The organism is Croceibacterium segetis (genome assembly GCF_011320115.1).
GTDB classification, from domain to species: domain Bacteria; phylum Pseudomonadota; class Alphaproteobacteria; order Sphingomonadales; family Sphingomonadaceae; genus Croceibacterium_B; species Croceibacterium_B segetis.
The window spans coordinates 121,330-139,224 of sequence record NZ_JAANOZ010000002.1 but is presented as its reverse complement, the minus strand read 5'-3'; the positions used below and the strand labels follow the sequence as shown (position 1 = coordinate 139,224).

18 protein-coding genes and 1 tRNA gene are annotated in these 17,895 nt (G+C 65.9%); 10 read left to right on the top strand and 9 right to left on the bottom strand.

Annotation, left to right across the window (positions count from 1 at the left end; translation table 11 throughout):
- Positions 1 to 11 precede the first annotated feature (11 nt).
- Positions 12 to 533 carry an AHH domain-containing protein gene (locus tag G7B69_RS02490; protein WP_166175765.1) on the top strand — a complete coding sequence of 174 codons (522 nt, stop codon included), beginning with the start codon at positions 12 to 14 and terminating at the stop codon, positions 531 to 533.
- 3 nt (positions 534 to 536) lie between these two features.
- The gene (locus tag G7B69_RS02485) at positions 537 to 1,079 is read left to right on the top strand and encodes an MOSC domain-containing protein (protein WP_166175763.1); all 543 of its coding nucleotides are present in this window, start codon (positions 537 to 539) and stop codon (positions 1,077 to 1,079) included.
- A 9-nt stretch (positions 1,080 to 1,088) separates the two neighbouring features.
- On the opposite strand, the gene G7B69_RS02480 is transcribed toward G7B69_RS02485, so the two are convergent.
- The 5 genes from G7B69_RS02480 to G7B69_RS02460 form a co-directional block, all read right to left on the bottom strand.
- Positions 1,089 to 2,045 carry a hypothetical protein gene (locus G7B69_RS02480; RefSeq protein WP_166175761.1) on the bottom strand — a complete coding sequence of 319 codons (957 nt, stop codon included), beginning with the start codon at positions 2,043 to 2,045 and terminating at the stop codon, positions 1,089 to 1,091.
- 78 nt (positions 2,046 to 2,123) lie between these two features.
- The gene (leuA, locus tag G7B69_RS02475; protein ID WP_166175759.1) at positions 2,124 to 3,809 is read right to left on the bottom strand and encodes a 2-isopropylmalate synthase; all 1,686 of its coding nucleotides are present in this window, start codon (positions 3,807 to 3,809) and stop codon (positions 2,124 to 2,126) included.
- A 244-nt stretch (positions 3,810 to 4,053) separates the two neighbouring features.
- The gene (locus G7B69_RS02470) at positions 4,054 to 4,683 is read right to left on the bottom strand and encodes a YceI family protein (RefSeq protein WP_166175757.1); all 630 of its coding nucleotides are present in this window, start codon (positions 4,681 to 4,683) and stop codon (positions 4,054 to 4,056) included.
- A gap of 75 nt (positions 4,684 to 4,758) precedes the next feature.
- Positions 4,759 to 5,751, bottom strand: a complete 993-nt coding sequence (gene trpD, locus G7B69_RS02465) for an anthranilate phosphoribosyltransferase (RefSeq protein ID WP_166175755.1) — start codon at positions 5,749 to 5,751, stop codon at positions 4,759 to 4,761.
- Positions 5,748 to 6,347, bottom strand: coding sequence for an anthranilate synthase component II (locus G7B69_RS02460; protein ID WP_166175753.1), 600 nt, complete (start codon positions 6,345 to 6,347; stop codon positions 5,748 to 5,750). Before G7B69_RS02460 ends, trpD begins: the two co-directional genes overlap by 4 nt.
- Positions 6,348 to 6,401: 54 nt before the next feature.
- Here G7B69_RS02460 and G7B69_RS02455 point away from each other — a divergent pair, with 54 nt between their 5' ends.
- Complete coding sequence (locus G7B69_RS02455; RefSeq protein WP_166175751.1) at positions 6,402 to 7,580, top strand: FAD-binding domain; 1,179 nt, start codon at positions 6,402 to 6,404, stop codon at positions 7,578 to 7,580.
- On the opposite strand, the gene G7B69_RS02450 is transcribed toward G7B69_RS02455, so the two are convergent.
- Genes G7B69_RS02450 through G7B69_RS02440 form a run of 3 tightly spaced genes read right to left on the bottom strand, consistent with a single transcriptional unit; the run spans position 7,581 to position 11,608 of the window.
- A complete protein-coding gene (locus G7B69_RS02450) occupies positions 7,581 to 8,108 on the bottom strand; it encodes a YcxB family protein (protein WP_166175749.1) in 528 nt (175 codons plus the stop codon).
- Between the two features lie 42 nt (positions 8,109 to 8,150).
- Positions 8,151 to 9,662, bottom strand: a complete 1,512-nt coding sequence (gene trpE / locus G7B69_RS02445; protein ID WP_166175747.1) for an anthranilate synthase component I — start codon at positions 9,660 to 9,662, stop codon at positions 8,151 to 8,153.
- A gap of 14 nt (positions 9,663 to 9,676) precedes the next feature.
- Positions 9,677 to 11,608, bottom strand: a complete 1,932-nt coding sequence (locus tag G7B69_RS02440; RefSeq protein WP_166175745.1) for a SurA N-terminal domain-containing protein — start codon at positions 11,606 to 11,608, stop codon at positions 9,677 to 9,679.
- Between the two features lie 187 nt (positions 11,609 to 11,795).
- On the opposite strand from G7B69_RS02440, the gene tpiA reads away from it, so the two are divergent.
- The 3 genes from tpiA (at position 11,796) to G7B69_RS02425 (ending at position 14,704) form a co-directional block, all read left to right on the top strand.
- Positions 11,796 to 12,554, top strand: coding sequence for a triose-phosphate isomerase (tpiA, locus tag G7B69_RS02435; protein WP_166175743.1), 759 nt, complete (start codon positions 11,796 to 11,798; stop codon positions 12,552 to 12,554).
- Positions 12,555 to 12,617: 63 nt separating this feature from the next.
- On the top strand, positions 12,618 to 12,986 hold the full coding sequence (secG, locus tag G7B69_RS02430) for a preprotein translocase subunit SecG (protein ID WP_243414996.1): 369 nt from the start codon (positions 12,618 to 12,620) through the stop codon (positions 12,984 to 12,986).
- A gap of 83 nt (positions 12,987 to 13,069) precedes the next feature.
- On the top strand, positions 13,070 to 14,704 hold the full coding sequence (locus G7B69_RS02425; protein ID WP_166175741.1) for a CTP synthase: 1,635 nt from the start codon (positions 13,070 to 13,072) through the stop codon (positions 14,702 to 14,704).
- A 304-nt stretch (positions 14,705 to 15,008) separates the two neighbouring features.
- Here the strand turns inward: G7B69_RS02425 and G7B69_RS02420 are convergent, their stop codons facing one another.
- Positions 15,009 to 15,479 carry an Hsp20 family protein gene (locus G7B69_RS02420; protein ID WP_166175739.1) on the bottom strand — a complete coding sequence of 157 codons (471 nt, stop codon included), beginning with the start codon at positions 15,477 to 15,479 and terminating at the stop codon, positions 15,009 to 15,011.
- 132 nt (positions 15,480 to 15,611) lie between these two features.
- Here G7B69_RS02420 and grxC point away from each other — a divergent pair, with 132 nt between their 5' ends.
- The 4 genes from grxC (at position 15,612) to G7B69_RS02400 (ending at position 17,268) form a co-directional block, all read left to right on the top strand.
- The gene (gene grxC / locus G7B69_RS02415; RefSeq protein WP_166175737.1) at positions 15,612 to 15,872 is read left to right on the top strand and encodes a glutaredoxin 3; all 261 of its coding nucleotides are present in this window, start codon (positions 15,612 to 15,614) and stop codon (positions 15,870 to 15,872) included.
- The gene (locus G7B69_RS02410) at positions 15,873 to 16,694 is read left to right on the top strand and encodes a carbon-nitrogen hydrolase family protein (RefSeq protein WP_166175735.1); all 822 of its coding nucleotides are present in this window, start codon (positions 15,873 to 15,875) and stop codon (positions 16,692 to 16,694) included.
- Between the two features lie 6 nt (positions 16,695 to 16,700).
- A complete protein-coding gene (locus G7B69_RS02405; protein WP_166175733.1) occupies positions 16,701 to 17,153 on the top strand; it encodes a DUF1178 family protein in 453 nt (150 codons plus the stop codon).
- 38 nt (positions 17,154 to 17,191) lie between these two features.
- Positions 17,192 to 17,268: transfer RNA gene (locus tag G7B69_RS02400), tRNA-Arg, on the top strand.
- Positions 17,269 to 17,895: the final 627 nt, after the last annotated feature.

The following is a 17,895-nucleotide window of genomic DNA, read 5'->3' as shown; positions in this document are numbered from 1 at the left end:
GGTCCGCAAAGATGCGTGAGGCTGGCGAAGTTCGTTGCCGCCTGCCTTTCCGCACGATCAACCGCGCGGCCGATCCTGGCTATCAGCCCGGCATGCAGCGCCATCACCTGCTGCCGCGGCAACTGCTCTCGGCACGCTGTTTCGGCAGCCTGTTCGATCGCCTTGGGCGCGACCGGGTGGGCTTCGACGACTTTCGCCGCAACGGCTTGTTGCTGCCGTGCACCGACCGCGCGGCGATAGGTGTGGGGCTGCCGCTGCATCGCGGGCCGCACGGCCATTACAATGGCATGGTGTTCGAGCGAGTCGGACAGATCGAAGGCACCTGGGCCCAGCGGCGGCGGCACAGCCCCACCGACGCGCTCGAGGAAGCGCTGATGCGCCTGGCGTTGCTGCAGCGGGCCTTGCGTCGGCGACTCCTCGCCGAGCGCCGCCGGCTACGTCTCAACCGTGCCGACCCACTTGGCTCGGGTCGCGATTTCGCGGAGCTCGACGCGATGGCCGAACTGCTCTGGCGAGAAACGGAGCAGAGCTGAACCATGGATGGGCAGGTCATCGCCGTCGCGCGCGACGATCGGCATCGCTTCGCGAAGCAGATACGCGCTTCGATCTGCCTCATCGCAGGGTTGGGCGTGGAAGGCGATGCCCACGCCGGGGAAACCGTGCAGCATCGCTCGCGTCTCGAAAGGACACCTGGTGCGGCGAACCTGCGCCAGGTCCACCTGATTCATGTCGAACTGCTGGGCGAGCTTGCGGCAAAGGGCTTTGAGGTCTCGCCCGGTGAGCTGGGCGAAAACATAACGACCGCCGGACTCGACCTGCTGTCGCTGCCGCGCGGCGCACGTTTGCGGCTCGGGGCCGAAGCCATCCTCGAGGTGACCGGCCTGCGCAATCCATGCCGCCAAATCGATGACAATCTCGGTGACGGCGCGAGGGCGGCCACGCTTGAGCGCGGACCCAAGGGCGCGCTGGTGCGCAAGGCAGGGGTGATGGCCATCGTTCTTCAAAGCGGTGAGGTGAAACCCGGCGACATGATTACCGTCGACTGGCCCGCCACCGAACAACCGCTCGAGCCCGTCTGATTGCGGCGATCAACCGTTGATGCGCAACTCGTCGTAAGCCGGATCGTAGCGAACGTTGAGGCCGAGCGCCCGCAGCTGGTCGAAGCTGACATAGGCGTCGGCCGCGGCGGAGGTGCGCAGGCGGGCAAACTCGGCGGCGTCGTAATGGCCGGCGAGCAGGTCGAGCAGGCCCGAGAGCTTGACGTCGATAGTACGCGCGTCGGTCATACGGAAATCGACCTTGCCGAGCGCCGAGTTGCCGATCCGCAGCGTCAAACGAGTCGGCGCTTCGGCGAGCAGCACGGTGCGGTCGGACTCGCGCAGGCGCGGGGCCGGCAGCGGGGTAACCTGCATGGCCGCGATCCGGGCGGAGAGAGTCGGCTCGCCGTCCGCGGCAAGGTCGGGTTCGTTGAGTTGCGGCACAGGCATCGCGCGGACCTCGTTGTCGGCGATCTGCACGACGTCGACCGGGCGAAGCGCCACGGCCGGCGGCTCGCTCACTGCGCCCCCCTGCGAAGGTCCGGGCTCCTCAGCCGCCGAAAGGCGGGGCGTGACGTCGGGCACGTCAACCAGAGGCGGGGGCGAAGCGGAGGGTGCGATGACGAGCTTCGCAATGTTCGTGGTGGAAGCGAGTTCGGTTGCCTGCGCTTCCGGAGGCACGACCGGTTCGCGCACCGGTGCCATCGCCGGTGCGGCAGGCGCCGGAATTGTCAGCTTGAGCGGCTCGGCCGGCAATCTCGCCAGCGCCGGAGCGGCAAGGTCCACCGCGGCCACTTGCACGGCTCGTTTGGGGCGAACGGGCGGTTGCCGCGCGTCGCGCGGCGCCGTCGGCAGCGAGGCCATCGGCAGGACAGCGACGCAGCAGCCCGCGAGCAGCGCGGCGAGCCTGGTGCGCCATCTCCGTGGAGCGGGCGCCAGAGTTGCCGCGGGCGCGCCAAAGCGCACCGTCACGCCGTCCTCAACTCTGCCGCGAAAAGTCCCGTGCATTCAACCCCCTAGCCCGATCATAGGGCGAAGGAGGGTGATTGCAACCGTTCCGCCGAACTGTCCTGTTGCGGGAAAAAATCAAGCTGCCTGGCGCACCGCCGAATTGGCCGCGCTGAGGATCGCGCGGACGCTGGCGGTGGCGACGTCCTCGTCGATGCCGACGCCCCACACGGTACGCCCGTCGGATGTCGAGCATTCGAGGTAAGTCGCCGCGCGGGCGTCGGTGCCGGCGCCGAGCGCGTGCTCCGTGTAATCGAGCACTTCGAGCTCGAGGCCGAAGGTCTGCCGGAGCGTTGTGAGCACCGACGATATCAAGCCCTTGCCGCGTCCGGACACGCTTTGCGGCTTGCCGTCGACTTCGATCGTCCCGGCGAACAGCCGCGTGCCGTCGTTGGCCCGCGTCTCCTCGAAATCGACCAGGCGGAAGCGGCGCTTGTCAACCTTGACGTAGTAGGTGTCGCGAAAGACCTGCCAGATGTCGGCGGCGTTAAGTTCGCGCCCCAGCTCGTCGGCGAGGCGCTGCACGTGGCGCGAGAAGTCGGCCTGCAGCTTCTTCGGCAGCTTGAGTCCCTGGTCCTGCTCGAGCACCCAGGCGAAGCCGCCCTTGCCGCTCTGGGAGTTGACGCGGATCACCGCTTCGTAATTGCGGCCGAGGTCGGCGGGATCGATCGGCAGATAAGGCACGCGCCACAGCTCGTCGTTGCGCTGGGCCTGCGCCTCGAAACCCTTCTTGATCGCATCCTGGTGGCTGCCCGAGAAGGCGGTGAAGACCAGATCGCCGCCATAGGGGTGCCGCTCGTGCACCGGGATCTGGTTGCAGTACTCGACGGTCTCGATGACCCGGTCGATGTCCGAAAAGTCGAGGCCCGGGTCGATGCCTTGCGTGTACATGTTGAGCGCCAGCGTCACGAGACAGCAATTGCCGGTGCGCTCGCCGTTGCCGAACAGGCAGCCCTCGATGCGGTCGGCCCCGGCCATCAGCCCGAGCTCGGCGGCGGCGACGCCGGTGCCGCGGTCGTTGTGGGTGTGCAGGCTGATCACCGCGCGGTCGCGGTTCGGCAAGTTGCGGCAGAAGTATTCGATCTGGTCGGCGTAGACGTTGGGCGTCGCCGCCTCGACGGTTGCCGGAAGGTTGAGGATAATCGGCCGCTCAATAGTCGGCTGGAGGACATCCATCACCGCCTCGCAGACCGAGATCGAGAAATCGAGCTCGGCGGTAGAGAAGGTCTCCGGCGAATATTGGAAATGCCACTCGGTATCGGGGCGCTTGGCGGCCTCGTCGCGCATCACCTTTGCGCCGTTGACCGCGACCTGGCGCACTTCGTCGGGCGTCATCCTGAAGACGATTTCGCGCCAGGCGGGGCTGACCGCGTTATAGAGGTGGACGATCGCCGCGCGTGCGCCCGCGAGACTGGCGAACGACGTGCGGATCAGATCCTCGCGTGACTGGGTGAGAACCTGGACGGTCACGTCATCGGGAATCTTGCCCGATTGGACGAGACCGGAGATGAAGTCGAATTCGGTCTGCCCGGCGGCGGGGAAGCCGATCTCGATCTCCTTGACGCCGATCTCGACCAAAAGATCAAAGAAGCGGTTCTTCTTCACCGCATCCATCGGGTCGACGATCGCCTGGTTGCCGTCGCGCAAGTCGGTCGAGAGCCACCGCGGGGGCCGGGTGATCGTGCGGCCGGGCCACTGCCTGTCGGGCAGCGGCACCTGTGGGAAGGGCCGGTATTTTCGGCTCGGGTCGCTGAGCATCGCCATTTCGGATAAGCCTTATCGCACGCGGCCCGCGCGGCAAGCCCGGCGCGGGCAATTTCGACTTTGAGAGATGTGAGCCCTTAGGCGGGCTGCCTGCGCGGCGCGCAGGCCAGTGTACGCGCCTAAGGGCGCGTAAGTCGAAGCAGCGATAGGAGCTCGCGGCGGTCCATGCAGGCTAGATAGGCGATGACGGTTAAGAAATCCAGCGGTTAGGGCGGCGCCGGAAGCGCCGCCCCGCAATTCCCGCTTACTGCTTTTCGAACGCCGCAGTGATCGTCAGGTCGACCTTGTTGGCGACCATCGGAACGGCCGTGCCCAAACCGAAATCGGCGCGATTGACGGTCGCCGTACCGCTGAAGGCAATCGTTTCCTTCTTCGACATCGGATTGGTACCGGCGGCGGCGAACTTCGCGTTGATCGTCGCCGGCTTGGTGACGCCGTGGATCGTCAGGTTGCCATTGATCGTCGCGCTTTCGCCCTTGGCGACGACGCTGGTCGATTCGAAGTGGGCGTTGGGGAACTTGGCGGCGTCGAAGAACATCGGCCCGACAAGCTCGCTGTCGAGCGCGGCGATCGACGTATGGATCGTGTTCACTGGCACATCGATCGACAGCTTGGCGTTGTTCGGCGCCTTCGGATCGAGCGTCAGCGTGCCGTTGGCCCCCGACAGCAGGCCCATGTTGCTGGTCAGGCCAAGGTGGCCATAGGTGTAGAGAACCTGCGTGTGGTTGGGATCGGCCTTGTAAGTCCCGGCAGCGACTTTCGAGGCATCGTGAGTGCCAAGTGCCGGCGGTGGGCCACCCTGCTGCGCATGCAAGGCGCCGAAGGTGAGCGCCGCGGCGCCGGCCGCCGTGAAGGCGAGGATCGATTTACGCATGACTGCTATCTCCCGTGGAATTGGTCGGGAGCAGTTTGACGGGTTCAATTGACAATGTCCACCGCGAACAGGCGCTTATTTGGCGGCGGCAATCCAGCAGTCAAGGAGTGCCTTGGCGAGACCCTTGTCGAGCGCCTCGGCGGCTTCCTCGATCCCGTCGGTCCAGCTCTGTACTTCGCCCGCCACCATCAGCGCACCGGCCGCATTGAACAGCACGGCGTCGCGATAGGGGCCGGGAGCGCCCATCAGCAGGGCGCGCAGGGCCGCGGCGTTGTGCTCGGCGTCGCCGCCGCGGATCGCCTCGATCGGTGCGTGCGCCAGCCCGGCCTGCGCGGCATCGATCCGGTGCATCTCGAAATCGTGCCCGACAACTTCGGCCAGTTCGTTGCCGCCGGCGAGGCTTAGCTCGTCGAGTCCCTCGTCGCCCGAGACGATGAATGACCGGCGGGTACCGAGCCGGGCCATCGCCTCGGCGTAGATCGGCACGTAGGCCGGGCGGGCGATACCGATCAGCTGGTTCTGCACGCGCGCCGGGTTGGACAACGGGCCCATCAGGTTGAAGATTGTGCGCGTGCCGATGCGCTTGCGGATCGGCTGGATGCGCCGCATCGCCGGATGGTGATTGGCCGCGAACAGGAAGCAGATGCCGATCTCGCGCAAGGTCATCTCGGCGGTGCGGCCGGCCGCTTCCATGTCGAGCCCGAGCGCCTCGAGCGTATCGGCGGCGCCGGCCTTCGAGCTCGCCGCGCGGTTGCCGTGCTTGGCCACCGGCACCCCGCACGCGGCGACGACCAGGCTGACCGCGGTGGAGACGTTGAGGGTGTGGTGCCCATCGCCTCCCGTGCCGCACACATCGATGGCATTGTCAGGCGCTTCGATCGGGATCAGCCTGGCGCGCAGCGCGCGCGCCGCGCCGGTAATCTCCGCCGCGGTCTCGCCGCGTTCGGAGAGTGCAATCAGGAACCGGGCGATGTCGTCGTCGCTGACCTTGCCGTCGAGCATCAGGCCGAAGATTTCCTCGGCCATCTCCTCGGTGAGGTGCGGTTCGACCTCGGGAAGGGAGATCATGCGGCCTGTTTCGCCTCGACGCCGCAAAGCCGAAGGAAATTGGCCAGCAGCTCGTGTCCATGCTCGGTGGCGATGCTTTCGGGATGAAACTGCACGCCGTGGATCGGCAGCAATTCGTGGCGGAAGCCCATCACCGCGGTGCCGTCGAGACCCGGGGTCTCGCTCGTGGCGTTGATCACCAGGCTCGCGGGAATGTCCTCGACGATCAGCGAGTGATAGCGCGTCGCGGTGAACGGGCTCGGCAGCCCGGCAAACACGCCTGTGCCGTCGTGATCGACCGGCGAGGTCTTGCCATGCATTAAACCGCCGCGGACGACGTGGCCGCCGAAGTGCTGCCCGATCGCCTGATGGCCAAGGCATACGCCGAGCAGCGGCCGCCCGGCATCGGCGCAGGCGGCGACCAGGTCGAGGCTGACGCCGGCTTCGTTGGGGGTGCATGGGCCGGGCGAGATCAGGAACCCGGCGGCGTTACTGGCGATCGCTTCGGCAGCAGTAAGCTCATCATTGCGCACGACTTTGACCTCGGCGCCCAGTTCCATCAAGTAATGGACCAGGTTGAAGGTGAAGCTGTCGTAGTTGTCGATGACCAGGATCATGGCTCGCCGCTTAGAAGCGTGTGGCGCCCAAGGCAATCGGGAGGAGCGAGGGGCATGGATGTGCTGATCAGCGGGGCGGGGATCGCTGGGCCGACTCTGGCCTGGTGGCTGCTGCACGACGGGCACCGCGTGACGATCGTCGAGAAGGCGCCGGCGTTCCGCGCCGGCGGCTACGTCATCGACTTTTGGGGCAAGGGTTTTGACCTCGCCGAGCGCATGGGCCTGATGCCGCGGCTCGAACGGGTCGGCTACCACGTGAACGAAGTGCGGTTCATCGACCGGGAAGGGCGGCGAATGGGCGGTTTCGACGTCAGCGTGTTGGATCGGGTAACTGGCGGCCGCTTCATCAGCCTGCCGCGCGGAGAGTTAGCACGCGCACTGTTCGAAGCGGTCGAGGACCGCGTCGAAGCGATCTTCGGCGATGAGATAGCCTCGCTGGAAGAGGACCGCGACGGCGCGAAGGTGTGGCTCGCGAGCGGGCAGGAGCGGTTCTTCGATCTGGTCGTCGGCGCCGAGGGAATTCACTCGCGCACCCGCGAGCTAGTGTTCGGCCCGGAGAGGCGTTTCGAGTGCTTCCTCGGCTATAACTTCGCCGCGTTCACAATCGACGGCTATCCGCGGCGCGATCCCGACGTGTACCTTATGTACGGCGAGCCGGGTCGACAGGCGGCGCGCTTCACCCTCTACGGCGACTCTTCGCTGGTGTTGCTGATCTGGCGCGATCCTGAAGGCGGGCCGATCCCGCATGACCTGGCTGGACAGCGGGCGCTCATCCGGAGCCGCTATGCCGGGGCAGGCTGGGAAGTGGCCGATTTCCTCGCCGGCCTCGATGCGGCGGACGATCTATACCTCGACCGGGTCAGCCAGATTCGCATGGACCGCTGGCACGACGGACCCGTCGCGTTGCTTGGCGACGCGGCCTACGCCCCCTCGTTCCTCGCCGGACAAGGGAGCGCGCTGGCGATGATCGGCGGCTACGTGCTCGCCGGAGAACTGAAACGCGCGGGCGACGACATTCCGCTCGCGCTTGCCAATTACCAGCGACGGCTGTTCCATCTCATGCGCTCGAAGCAAAATGGGGCGATGGGCATGGCATCCACCTTCGTGCCGAAGACCGACTTCGGCCTGCGAGTCCGCGCGACGGCGGCGAAGCTTCTCGGCATCGGATGGTTCGCCGACCTGGTGATCGGCCGAAGCATCCGCGACCAGATCGACCTGCCGGACTACTTCTGACTAGCGCCGGGGCACGCCGTGGCTTTCGAGCGCGGTCCGCAAGGCGGTGATGTGGGCTTCGTCGACCTGATCCTTGGGTACCGCGTGGAATAGCTGGTCGGCAAGATAGACAAGCAGCACGCGATCGTCTTCCCGCCAGCGGCGCAGGGCGTCCCAAGGGAATTCCGACCGGGTGAAGCGCGTGGCGATGCGCAGCGTGCCGTCGTCGAACGACCATGCAACCGGCGTCGCCAGATCGCGCCGTTGCGCAAGTGTACGGCGCGCCATCGAACGCAGGATCGGCTTGCGCACGAACAGCACCAGCGCGAGCAGGAACGCCGCGAGGAACACCGCGCCGAGCAGCATCAGCGTCAAGGCATTGCAGATCAGCGAATAGCGCGCGGCGGGCGAGCTCAGAAGGAGCACCACCAACAGCATCAGCACAACCAGCGCCGCCAGCATGACCGGCCGCGCGTTGCGGTTGGTCGCGTTGAGCAGGAACCCTCGGTAGAGATCCTCTTCGCGCATGGTGACGGTGAACTCGCCCATGCGGCTGGTTTAGCGCCACAGGGCAAATCCGAGGTTAACGGTTCACTGGCCGAATCCGGGCTCGCCCGCAACGCGCACAGCCTCTCTTGCCGCCGCGATCAAGGCCCCGGCCTTCGCCTCGCATTCGCGCTGTTCATAGGCAGGGTCGCTGTCAGCGACGATGCCGGCGCCAGCCTGGACGTGCATCGTACCGTCCTTCACTACAGCGGTGCGCAGCACGATGCAGCTGTCGACCGAACCATCGGGCGCGAAGTAGCCGACGCCGCCGGCGTAGGGTCCGCGGGTCTCGGGCTCCAGCTCGGCGATGATCTGGCAGGCGCGGACCTTCGGCGCCCCGGAGACGGTGCCCGCCGGGAAGCCCGCGAACAGGGCGTCGAGCGCATCCTTCGAGGGGTCGAGCTTGCCGATGACGTTGCTGACGATGTGCATCACGTGGCTGTAGCGTTCGACGGTGAAGCTGGCCGTGACTTTCACGCTGTCGGCCGCGGCGACCCGGCCGACGTCGTTGCGTCCCAGATCGAGCAGCATCAGGTGCTCGGCGCACTCCTTGGGATCGGAGAGCAGGCTCTTTTCGGCTGCCTCGTCCTCCTCGCGCGTCGCGCCTCGCGGACGAGTGCCGGCGATCGGGCGGATCGTCACCTCGCCCTCGCGCACGCGGACGAGAATTTCGGGGCTCGAGCCTACCACCGCAAAGCCGGGAAGGTCGAGGAAATAGAGAAATGGCGAGGGATTCACCCGTCTGAGCGCGCGGTAAAGCGCGAACGGCGGCAGCGGGAACGGGCAGGTGAAGCGTTGCGCCAGCACGACCTGGAACACGTCGCCCGCGGTGATGTAGTCCTTCGCCTTGAGGACCATCTCGCGGTATTGCCCCTCGCGCATCACCGGCGTCAGCCCCAGCTCGGGCAGCTCGGCCGATCGCTGGCCCACCGGCACGGCGCCGCCGAGCGCCCGCAGCGCACCGTCGATGCGCTCGCCGGCTGCCTCGATCGCGCGGTCGGGATCGACACCGTCGGCCCATAGCGGAGCGATGCAGAACAGCTCGTCGGACAGGTTGTCGAACACCAGGATCGTCGTCGGCCGCACGAACAGCATGTCGGGCAAGGCCAGCTCGCTTTGCGGTGCGCGCGGAAGCTTTTCGACCAGCCCGACAGTCTCATAGCCGAAATAGCCGACCAGACAGGCAATCGGCGGCAGGTTGTCGGGCACGTCGATCCGGCACGCCTCGACCAATGCGCGCAGTTCGGCAAGCGCGTCGCCTGGCAAAGCGGCGAACGCAGCGCTGTCGTGGCTCCATTGGCGGTTGACCTCGCAAGTCCGACCCGTGGCGCGGAACACGAGGTCGGGCGCGAGCCCGAGCAGGCTGTAGCGGCCGCGAACTTCGCCGCCTTCGACCGATTCGAGGAGAAAGTCGCCGCGCCCCGGCTCGATCAGCTTGAGCGCCGCGCCGACCGGAGTCTCGGTGTCGGAAACCAGCCGCCGCCAGACGATCGCCGGACGGCCGCCCGTGAGCTGCCGGCGCGCGGCATCCGCATTCTCGGGAAGGGCGCCGGCCAAGGGCCTGTCCGCTTCTATTCGCTGCGGCCGGTGAGCTGCTTCCTCACCGCGTCGATGGCCGGCTGGTTCTTCGTGACGCCGACGGCACGTTGCGCGGCGTGGACCAGTTCCTCGGAATATTCGTCGCCGAAGACGCTGACGAGTTGCTGCTGGGTCGCGCCGATCAACGGGTCGTTCTTGTCGATCGGAGGCAGGGCGACGTCGTCGAGCTTGACTACGAACCAGCCGTTGTTCTGCGGCGCTTCGAGCCGTTTCACGGTTCCCTTGGCCATGCTGAACATGAGCGCCATGACCGGCGGGACCTGGCCCTGTTTGGCGAGCTCGTCGCGGCTCAGATCGATCCGGTTGGGCGGCGGCAGAGAGATCTTTTCGGCCGCCAGCGCAGCCGCGATGTCCTGCCCACCGGAGAGGCGCTGCATCACGCGCTGCGCCGCGGCTTTCGCCGCCTTGGCGCCTTCCGTCTTGCGCCAGTCGAGCACGACTTCATCCCTGATTTCGGCGAGCGGGGCGGCCGACGAAGGCGTAATGCCGGTCGTTTCGAAAACGAGATAGGTCTTGCCAGGGTCGACCTCGGCGAGCTGCGGCTGGCCTTCCTCCATCTCGAACGCCGTCTTCAGCGCCCGGGCGAGGACCGGCGGGGCGGTTTCCTGCTTGCCGTAGACGCGACCGTCGGCCGTGATGGGCTCGGTGGTCTCGATTTCCAGCTTGAGCCGCTTGGCGACGTCGGCGAGACTTCCGCCGTTGTCGAGCTGGTCCTCGACATTGGCAGCGAGGTCCGCGAACGCGGCTTTCCGTTGTTCCTCCGCCAGGGCCTTGGCGATCTCGTCGCGAACCTGGGCCAGGCTTCGCGCCGGGGTATTCTCGACTGCGTCGACACGCAGCAGGTACCAGCCGAGGCCGCCTCGCGTTGGCGCGATCATTGTGCCCTGGCTCTCCGCGAACGCCGCGTTGGCGACCGCCTGCGATGATTGCGCAGCCAATTCGCCTTGCGTGACCGGTCCGACCTTGGTCGTGGCGAGGCTCTTGCTCGCCGCCGCAGCAGCCAGCGACGTGCCGCCGGCAACCTCGGCCGCGACGGCTTTGGCGGCGGCTTCCGTCGGCAAGACCAGCTGGGTGAAGGTACGCGTCTGCTTGGCCTGGTACTGGGCCGCATCGCGCTGGTAACGCGCCGCGATCTGCGCGTCCGTCGGCGGCGGCACGGTGGCGAGCGCTTCCTCGCCGAAAGTGGCGTAGCGGATCACTCGCCGCTCGGGCCGCAGGTAATCGGTGCGGTGGGCGCTGTAGAAGGCATTGAGCTGGGCCGCTGCCGGATCGCCCTTCGGCGCGTAAGCGCCGCTCGGGAGGATGGCGATTGCGCCCTTGCGGCGTTCCTTGAGCAACATTGCGTACTGCTGGGCCAGGCTCCGCGGGATCGCGGAGGAATAGCTCGCCGGAATGAGCATCTGCCGCGCATAAAGGCCGGCGGCGACGTCGTTGCGCACCAGTTCCTCGCTCAGGCCGCGCTGGCGCAAAGCGGTAAGGAATGCATTGCGGTCGAACTTGCCGTCGATCCCCTGGAAGGCCTGGATCTGCACCAGTTCGCTGTCGACCAGGCGCTTGCCGGCGCGAAGACCCTGCTTGTGCGCATACTCGGCTAGGGCGGTGCGCTGGAGGATCTGGTCGAGTACGCGGTCCATCCCTCCGCCGGCGATGAAACCCTCCATGGTCAGCGTGGGATTCTGCTGCTTCTCGTTTTCGAGCGCGGTGGTCATCGCCTGCGAAAGATCCGAGGCGCTGATCTTCTTGTCGCCGACCACGGCCACGCGGTCTCCCCCGGCGATGCCGCCGCCCGACTGATTGCTGGCGATGTCGCCGACGCCGAAGGCGATCGCGATCACGATCAGGAACGCGATCGTGAAGATCACCCCGAACTTGGACTTGAAGAAGTTGCGAAAGAACTGGAGCATCGAGGGCCTTCTTGCAGCGGCGGCCCCGCGCCATATCCCTGCTGCGGCGCGCCCGCAACAGTTCGCCGCTGCTTTCCCCGAGACGGTAAATGCCGCTTTGACAACTGCCGCGGCGCCGATTAGCGCGCCGTCGACACCCGCCTGTCCCTCAGGCTCTCACCCAGGTCTGTTTTTACGAAGGCACTCGATGTTCGAACGCCCTTACATCGTCGGTAACTGGAAGATGCACGGCACCCGCGCGATGCTGTCCGAAGCGCGCGCGATCGACCGCGGGGCCGAGCGGCTGATGAAGGTCGAGGTCGCGCTCGCTCCGCCGTTCACTCTGATCCATGCGACCCGCAAGGAAGCCGGGCTGATCGGCGTCGGCGCGCAGGACTGCCACCCCGCCGAAGGCGGCGCGCACACGGGCGACATTTCGGCGGCGATGCTCAAGGATTCGGGCGCCGGCTTCGTGATCGTCGGCCACAGCGAACGCCGCGCGGATCATGGCGAGACCGATGCCGATGTGAAGGCCAAGGCCGAGGCCGCGCTGGCGGTGGGCCTGAACGCGATCGTCTGCGTCGGCGAGACCGAGGCCGACCGCGATGCGGGCAAGGCCGAGGCGGTCGTCGCCCGCCAGCTCGATGGTTCGTTGCCCCAAGGCGAAAGTGCGGCGGCGAAAGTGACGGTGGCTTATGAACCGGTGTGGGCGATCGGCACGGGGCGCACGCCGACGGTCGAGGACATCGGCGCGATGCACTGCGCGATCCGCCAACGGCTCAATGCCATCTATGGCGAGGACGGTGCCGCCATCCGCATCCTCTACGGCGGTTCGGTGAAACCCGAGAACGCCGCCGAACTGCTGGGAGCCGATGAAGTCGGCGGAGCGCTGGTCGGCGGGGCAAGCCTGACGGCCGAGAGCTTCCTCGGCATCGTCGCCGCGGCGCACGAGGCACTGGAAGCCTAAGTTGTAAACTCCCGCGCCGCTCGCTATCTGCGGCGGCGAACGCCGATTGACCGAGACCCGCCCATGAGCCTGTTCCTGTTCCTCACTGTCCTCCAGGCGATTGTCGCCGCCGCGCTTGTCGGCATCGTGCTGATCCAGCGCTCGGAAGGCGGCGGCCTCGGCGTCGGCGGCGGTGGCGGCAGCCCCGGCGGTTTGATGAGCGCGCGCGGCGCGGCCGATTTCCTCACCCGCACGACGAAGTGGCTGGCGGTGATATTCGTGGTGCTGGCGATCGTCATGGCCGCCGTTGCGGTGAAGGCAACCTCGGGAGCCGAGGTCGACGACACGCTCAAGCGCACCGCGGTACCCGCGGGCGGCGAGCAACCCCTTCCCCAGGCACCCGCACCCGCGCAGCCGGCCGACAACGACCCGCTCAAGAACGTCGCGCAGTAAGCTCGGCCTGACCCGTATCGCTGTGTAAATCGCGCAAGCAATGCTTGCGCCGAATCCGAAGCCGTGCGTAAGGCTCAACTCCCATGGCGCGGTTCATTTTCATTACCGGCGGCGTGGTCTCTTCGCTTGGCAAGGGCCTGATGGCGGCAAGCCTCGCGGCGCTGCTTCAGGCGCGCGGCTACAAGGTCCGCATCCGCAAGTTCGACCCCTACCTCAACGTCGACCCGGGGACGATGAGTCCCTACCAGCATGGCGAGGTTTACGTCACCGACGACGGGGCCGAAACCGATCTCGACCTCGGCCACTACGAGCGCTTCACCGGCGTTTCAGCGCGGCAGAGCGACAACGTCACCTCTGGCCGCATCTACCAGCAGATTATCGCCCGCGAGCGGCGCGGCGACTACCTCGGGGCGACGGTGCAGGTGATCCCGCACGTGACCGACGCGATCAAGGAATTCGCGCTGGCCGACACCGACGGGCATGATTTCATCCTGTGCGAGATCGGGGGCACGGTCGGCGACATCGAAAGCCTGCCTTTCATGGAGGCGATCCGCCAGCTGCGGAATGAACTGGAGCCCGGGCAGACGCTCTCGGTCCACGTCACCCTAGTCCCGTACATTGCCGCTGCCGGCGAGCTGAAGACCAAGCCGACGCAGCACTCGGTGCGCGAGTTGGCGGCGCTCGGCATCCAGCCCGACGTCCTGCTGTGCCGCACCGAGCATCCGCTGCCCGAGAGCGACCGGCGCAAGATCGCCCAATTCTGCAACGTGCGCCCCGAGGCGGTCATCCCTGCGCTCGACGCGCCGTCGATCTATTCGGTGCCGCTGCAATACCACGCGGAAGGGCTCGATACGCAGGTCCTGCGCTGCTTCGGCATCGACGATGCGCCGGCCCCCGATCTGGCGCGCTGGCATGACGTAACCGAACGCTACTTCAATCCCGAGGGCGAGGTGACGATCGCGGTGGTCGGCAAGTACGTCGGCCTGCCCGATGCCTACAAGTCGCTCAACGAGGCGTTGGTGCACGGCGGCATGGCCAACCGGGTGAAGGTCAACATTCGCTGGATCGACGCCGAGATCTTCGAACTCGACGAATCCGACGTAGCCGCCCAGCTGGAGCCGATGCACGCCATCCTGGTGCCAGGCGGGTTCGGCGAACGGGGCTCGGAGGGTAAGATTGCCGCGGTCCGCTTCGCTCGCGAACGCAAGGTGCCGTTCCTGGGCATTTGCCTGGGCATGCAGATGGCCTGCATCGAGGGCGCCCGCGCAGCAGGTTGCGACGATGCCTCGTCGACCGAGTTCGGCCCGACCGATGAGCCGGTGGTCGGCATCATCACCGAATGGATGAGCAAGGAAGGCTTGCAGCAGCGCTCGGCCGAAGGCGATCTCGGCGGAACGATGCGCCTGGGTGCGTATGACGCAGTGCTTGCGGGGAACAGCCACGTTTCGACGATCTACGGTGGCAAAACGCTGATCTCCGAACGGCACCGCCACCGCTACGAAGTCAACTCGGCCTACCGGGAGACCCTCGAGGGCCAGGGGCTGATCTTTTCCGGCATGTCGCCCGACGGCCTGCTGCCTGAAATCATCGAGCGGCCCGACCATCCGTGGTTCGTCGGGGTACAGTTTCACCCCGAGCTCAAGAGCAAGCCGTTCGACCCTCACCCGCTGTTTTCGGGCTTCATATCGGCCGCGGTGCATCAGTCCCGGCTTGTCTGATTTGGGGGACGATCTCCCCAAATTAGAGGAAATCACTTGCCAGAGCGGCCTCGGCGGACGTAGCCCTGTATTCGGGTCGCGGGAATTTCCTCATGTCGAGTTCAGGGAGGCATGGGGAGGGGCGCTCGCATTTGACATTCGAGAACCCTGATACGGTTCGCCGCTTGGACCTGGCCGTCTTCTGCGACCCGGGCGGTCTATTTAAGGGGCGAATCGGCGCCAAAAGCGTCGAGGGGGCGGAACCCATCCCGGTTCCGCCCCCAATTTGTATCAAATTGTATCGGTAATTCCGAAAGTTCGTCGCTCAGGCGGCGTCGGCCTGCGGCTCCGCCTGCTCGACCACTTCGAGCTTGCGCTGACCGGCGAGGGCGATCTTCTTCGGCTTCATGGCCTCCGGAATTTCGCGCACCAGGTCGATCACCAGCAACCCATCGGCAAGCTCGGCGTTGTCGACGCGAACGTAATCGGCGAGCTCGAATCGGCGTTCGAATCCGCGATTCGCGATGCCGACGTGGAGCATTTCGCTTCCCGATTCATCCTCGCGCTTGCGGCCCTGAATCGCCAGGAGGTTCTGCTGCGCGGTAATGTCGATGTCGTCGGGCCGGAAACCGGCGACGGCGAGGGTGATACGGTACGAGTCTTCGCCGCGGCGTTCGATGTTGAACGGCGGATAGTTTTCGCCCGTGTTGTTGCGCGCGTGGTTCTCGAGCAGGTCGAACAGGCGGTCGAAGCCGACGGTCGAACGGCGATAGGGGGTAAAGTCGAAACGGTTCATCGAAACAAATCCTCTAACTGAGCAATTTGGACATCGCGGGACCCGCTAAACGGCATCCCGCACGAGCAAGATATGTTGGCGTCCGGAGCGTTCAAGAGGTAGCAGAACGCCGGCGAAGAAGGACCAGAGACGGTGGCAGCGAAAGTCGAAATCTACACCAAGATGTTCTGCGGTTACTGCCACCGGGCGAAGCGGCTGCTCGATTCCAAAGGGGTGGATTACGTCGAGTACGACATCACCATGGACGGCAAGAAACGCGACGAGATGCGCACCCGGGCGCCGGGAGCGATGACGGTCCCGCAGATCTTCATCGACGGTGTGGCCGTGGGCGGCAGCGACGATCTCGCGGCCCTCGAACGCGAGGGCAAGCTCGACGGCCTGCTGGGTCACTGAATGACCCGCATAGCCCTATTGCAGACGACCACCGGCATCGATCCGGCGGTCAATGCCGAAACGTTGGTGCGCGCCGTCGAAGACGCCGCGGCTGGCGGGGCCGCGATGCTGTTCACGCCGGAGATGTCGGGATTGCTGGACCGCGACCGCCAGCGGGCCGCCGGCAAGATCGTCGCCGAAGCGGACAGCGCGGTACTGCGCGCGCTGCGCAGCGCCGCTGCAAAGTCGGGTTTGTGGGTTGCGCTCGGTTCCCTGGCGATCAGGCGCGAGGACGACGGATACGCCAATCGCTCGTTCGTGATCGACGAGAGCGGTGAAATTCGCGCTCGCTATGACAAGATCCACATGTTCGATGTCTCGCTGGCAAGCGGCGAGAGCTGGCGCGAATCCGCCGCCTATGCCCCGGGTGAGGCGGTCGTGACGGTCGAGAATACGCCCGTCGGAAAGCTCGGGCTCACGGTGTGTTACGACCTTCGTTTTCCGGCTCTTTTTGAAGAGCTTGGCAAAAGAAGTTGCGACGTCATCGCAATCCCGGCGTCCTTCACCGTGCCGACCGGCAAGGCGCACTGGCACGTGCTCCAGCGGGCGCGGGCGATCGAGGCGAGCGCCTATGTCGCCGCCGCCGCGCAAGTCGGCGAACACGAAGACGGGCGGCGGACCTTCGGGCACTCGCTGGTGGTCGATCCGTGGGGCGAAGTGCTGCTCGACATGGGCGGCGACACGCCCGGATTGGCTTTCGCCGAGATCGATCCCGCGCGGATCGCCGAGGTGCGCGCGCAATTGCCGAGCCTTGCCAACAAGCGCCCAATCCCTAGATCGTAAGTTGCCATGATCGTTTACGACCTCAGCTGCGCTGCCGGCCACCGGTTCGAAGGCTGGTTCGGCTCGTCCGCCGACTATGCCTCTCAGCGCGAGCGTGGGCTGGTGGCGTGCCCCCAATGTGGCTCGGCCGCGATCGACAAGGCGCCGATGGCTCCGGCGGTGCCGATGAAGGGCAATCGGCAGATCGAGACCAGGCAGCACGTCGCCGGCGGCGCGCTTCCGCCCGAGGCGGCGGAGATGCTGCGCAAGCTGGCCGAAGTGCAGGCCGAAGCGCTCAAGAGCTCGACCTGGGTAGGCGAGGCGTTCGCCGAACAATCGCGCGCGATCCATTACGGCGAGCGCGAAGGCACGGCGATCCACGGCCAGGCTACGGCCGACGAGGCGAGGGCGCTTCTCGACGAGGGGATCACGGTCATGCCGCTGCTGTTCCCTGTCGCCGCGCCCGACGAACTCAACTGATTGCCAGCCGAGCCTGCTGTCCGTAAACCGCACCGGGGGCGCCCGTAGCTCAGCAGGATAGAGCACCAGATTCCTAATCTGGGGGCCACAGGTTCGAATCCTGTCGGGCGCACCAAATTACCATGTAATATCAATCAGATATGAGAATTAGGTGAACATTATGTTACCCCGGCTCACCAGTGGGGTAACGATTGGGGTAACGCCGCGAGATTCCTGGCTTGTCTAGGATTTGGTGCGGGTGCGAATCCTGTCTCCCGACCAATCTCCACCAGCCGCAGATTTCTGCGGTTTCTTTGATGGCTACTGTGACACATTGCGTGACAGATCGTTTGGCGTGAGGGCAAACGGCGAGGGCCAAGAAGTCCAAAATTTTGAACATCGTCACATGCTCGCCACCGAGGGGATGAGCGGCGAGACGTTCAATCGTTGAACTTGGCAGCGTCCTTTGCCTCGGCCGAGAATGGCTCAATTCCGCCAAAAACCCCGATCCTCCGTGTAGGGCAGGCGCAAACCGCCCGTAATTCATGAACAAACGTAGGAGAACTTTGAACTTGGGATCGTTCAGACCGGCCCCCAGTATCTAGGTCTACCGCCACACTCGAAGCACTTCAGGCGAGGGATCAGGAGCTGCATCTGCCGTGAGCTGTTCTTGCGCCTACCTAACGCCACCATCAGGTCGCCTGGCTCGATCACCCTCACTCGCCCGCACGTGCATTCGATGCGCAGCTTGAACCCATGGCGC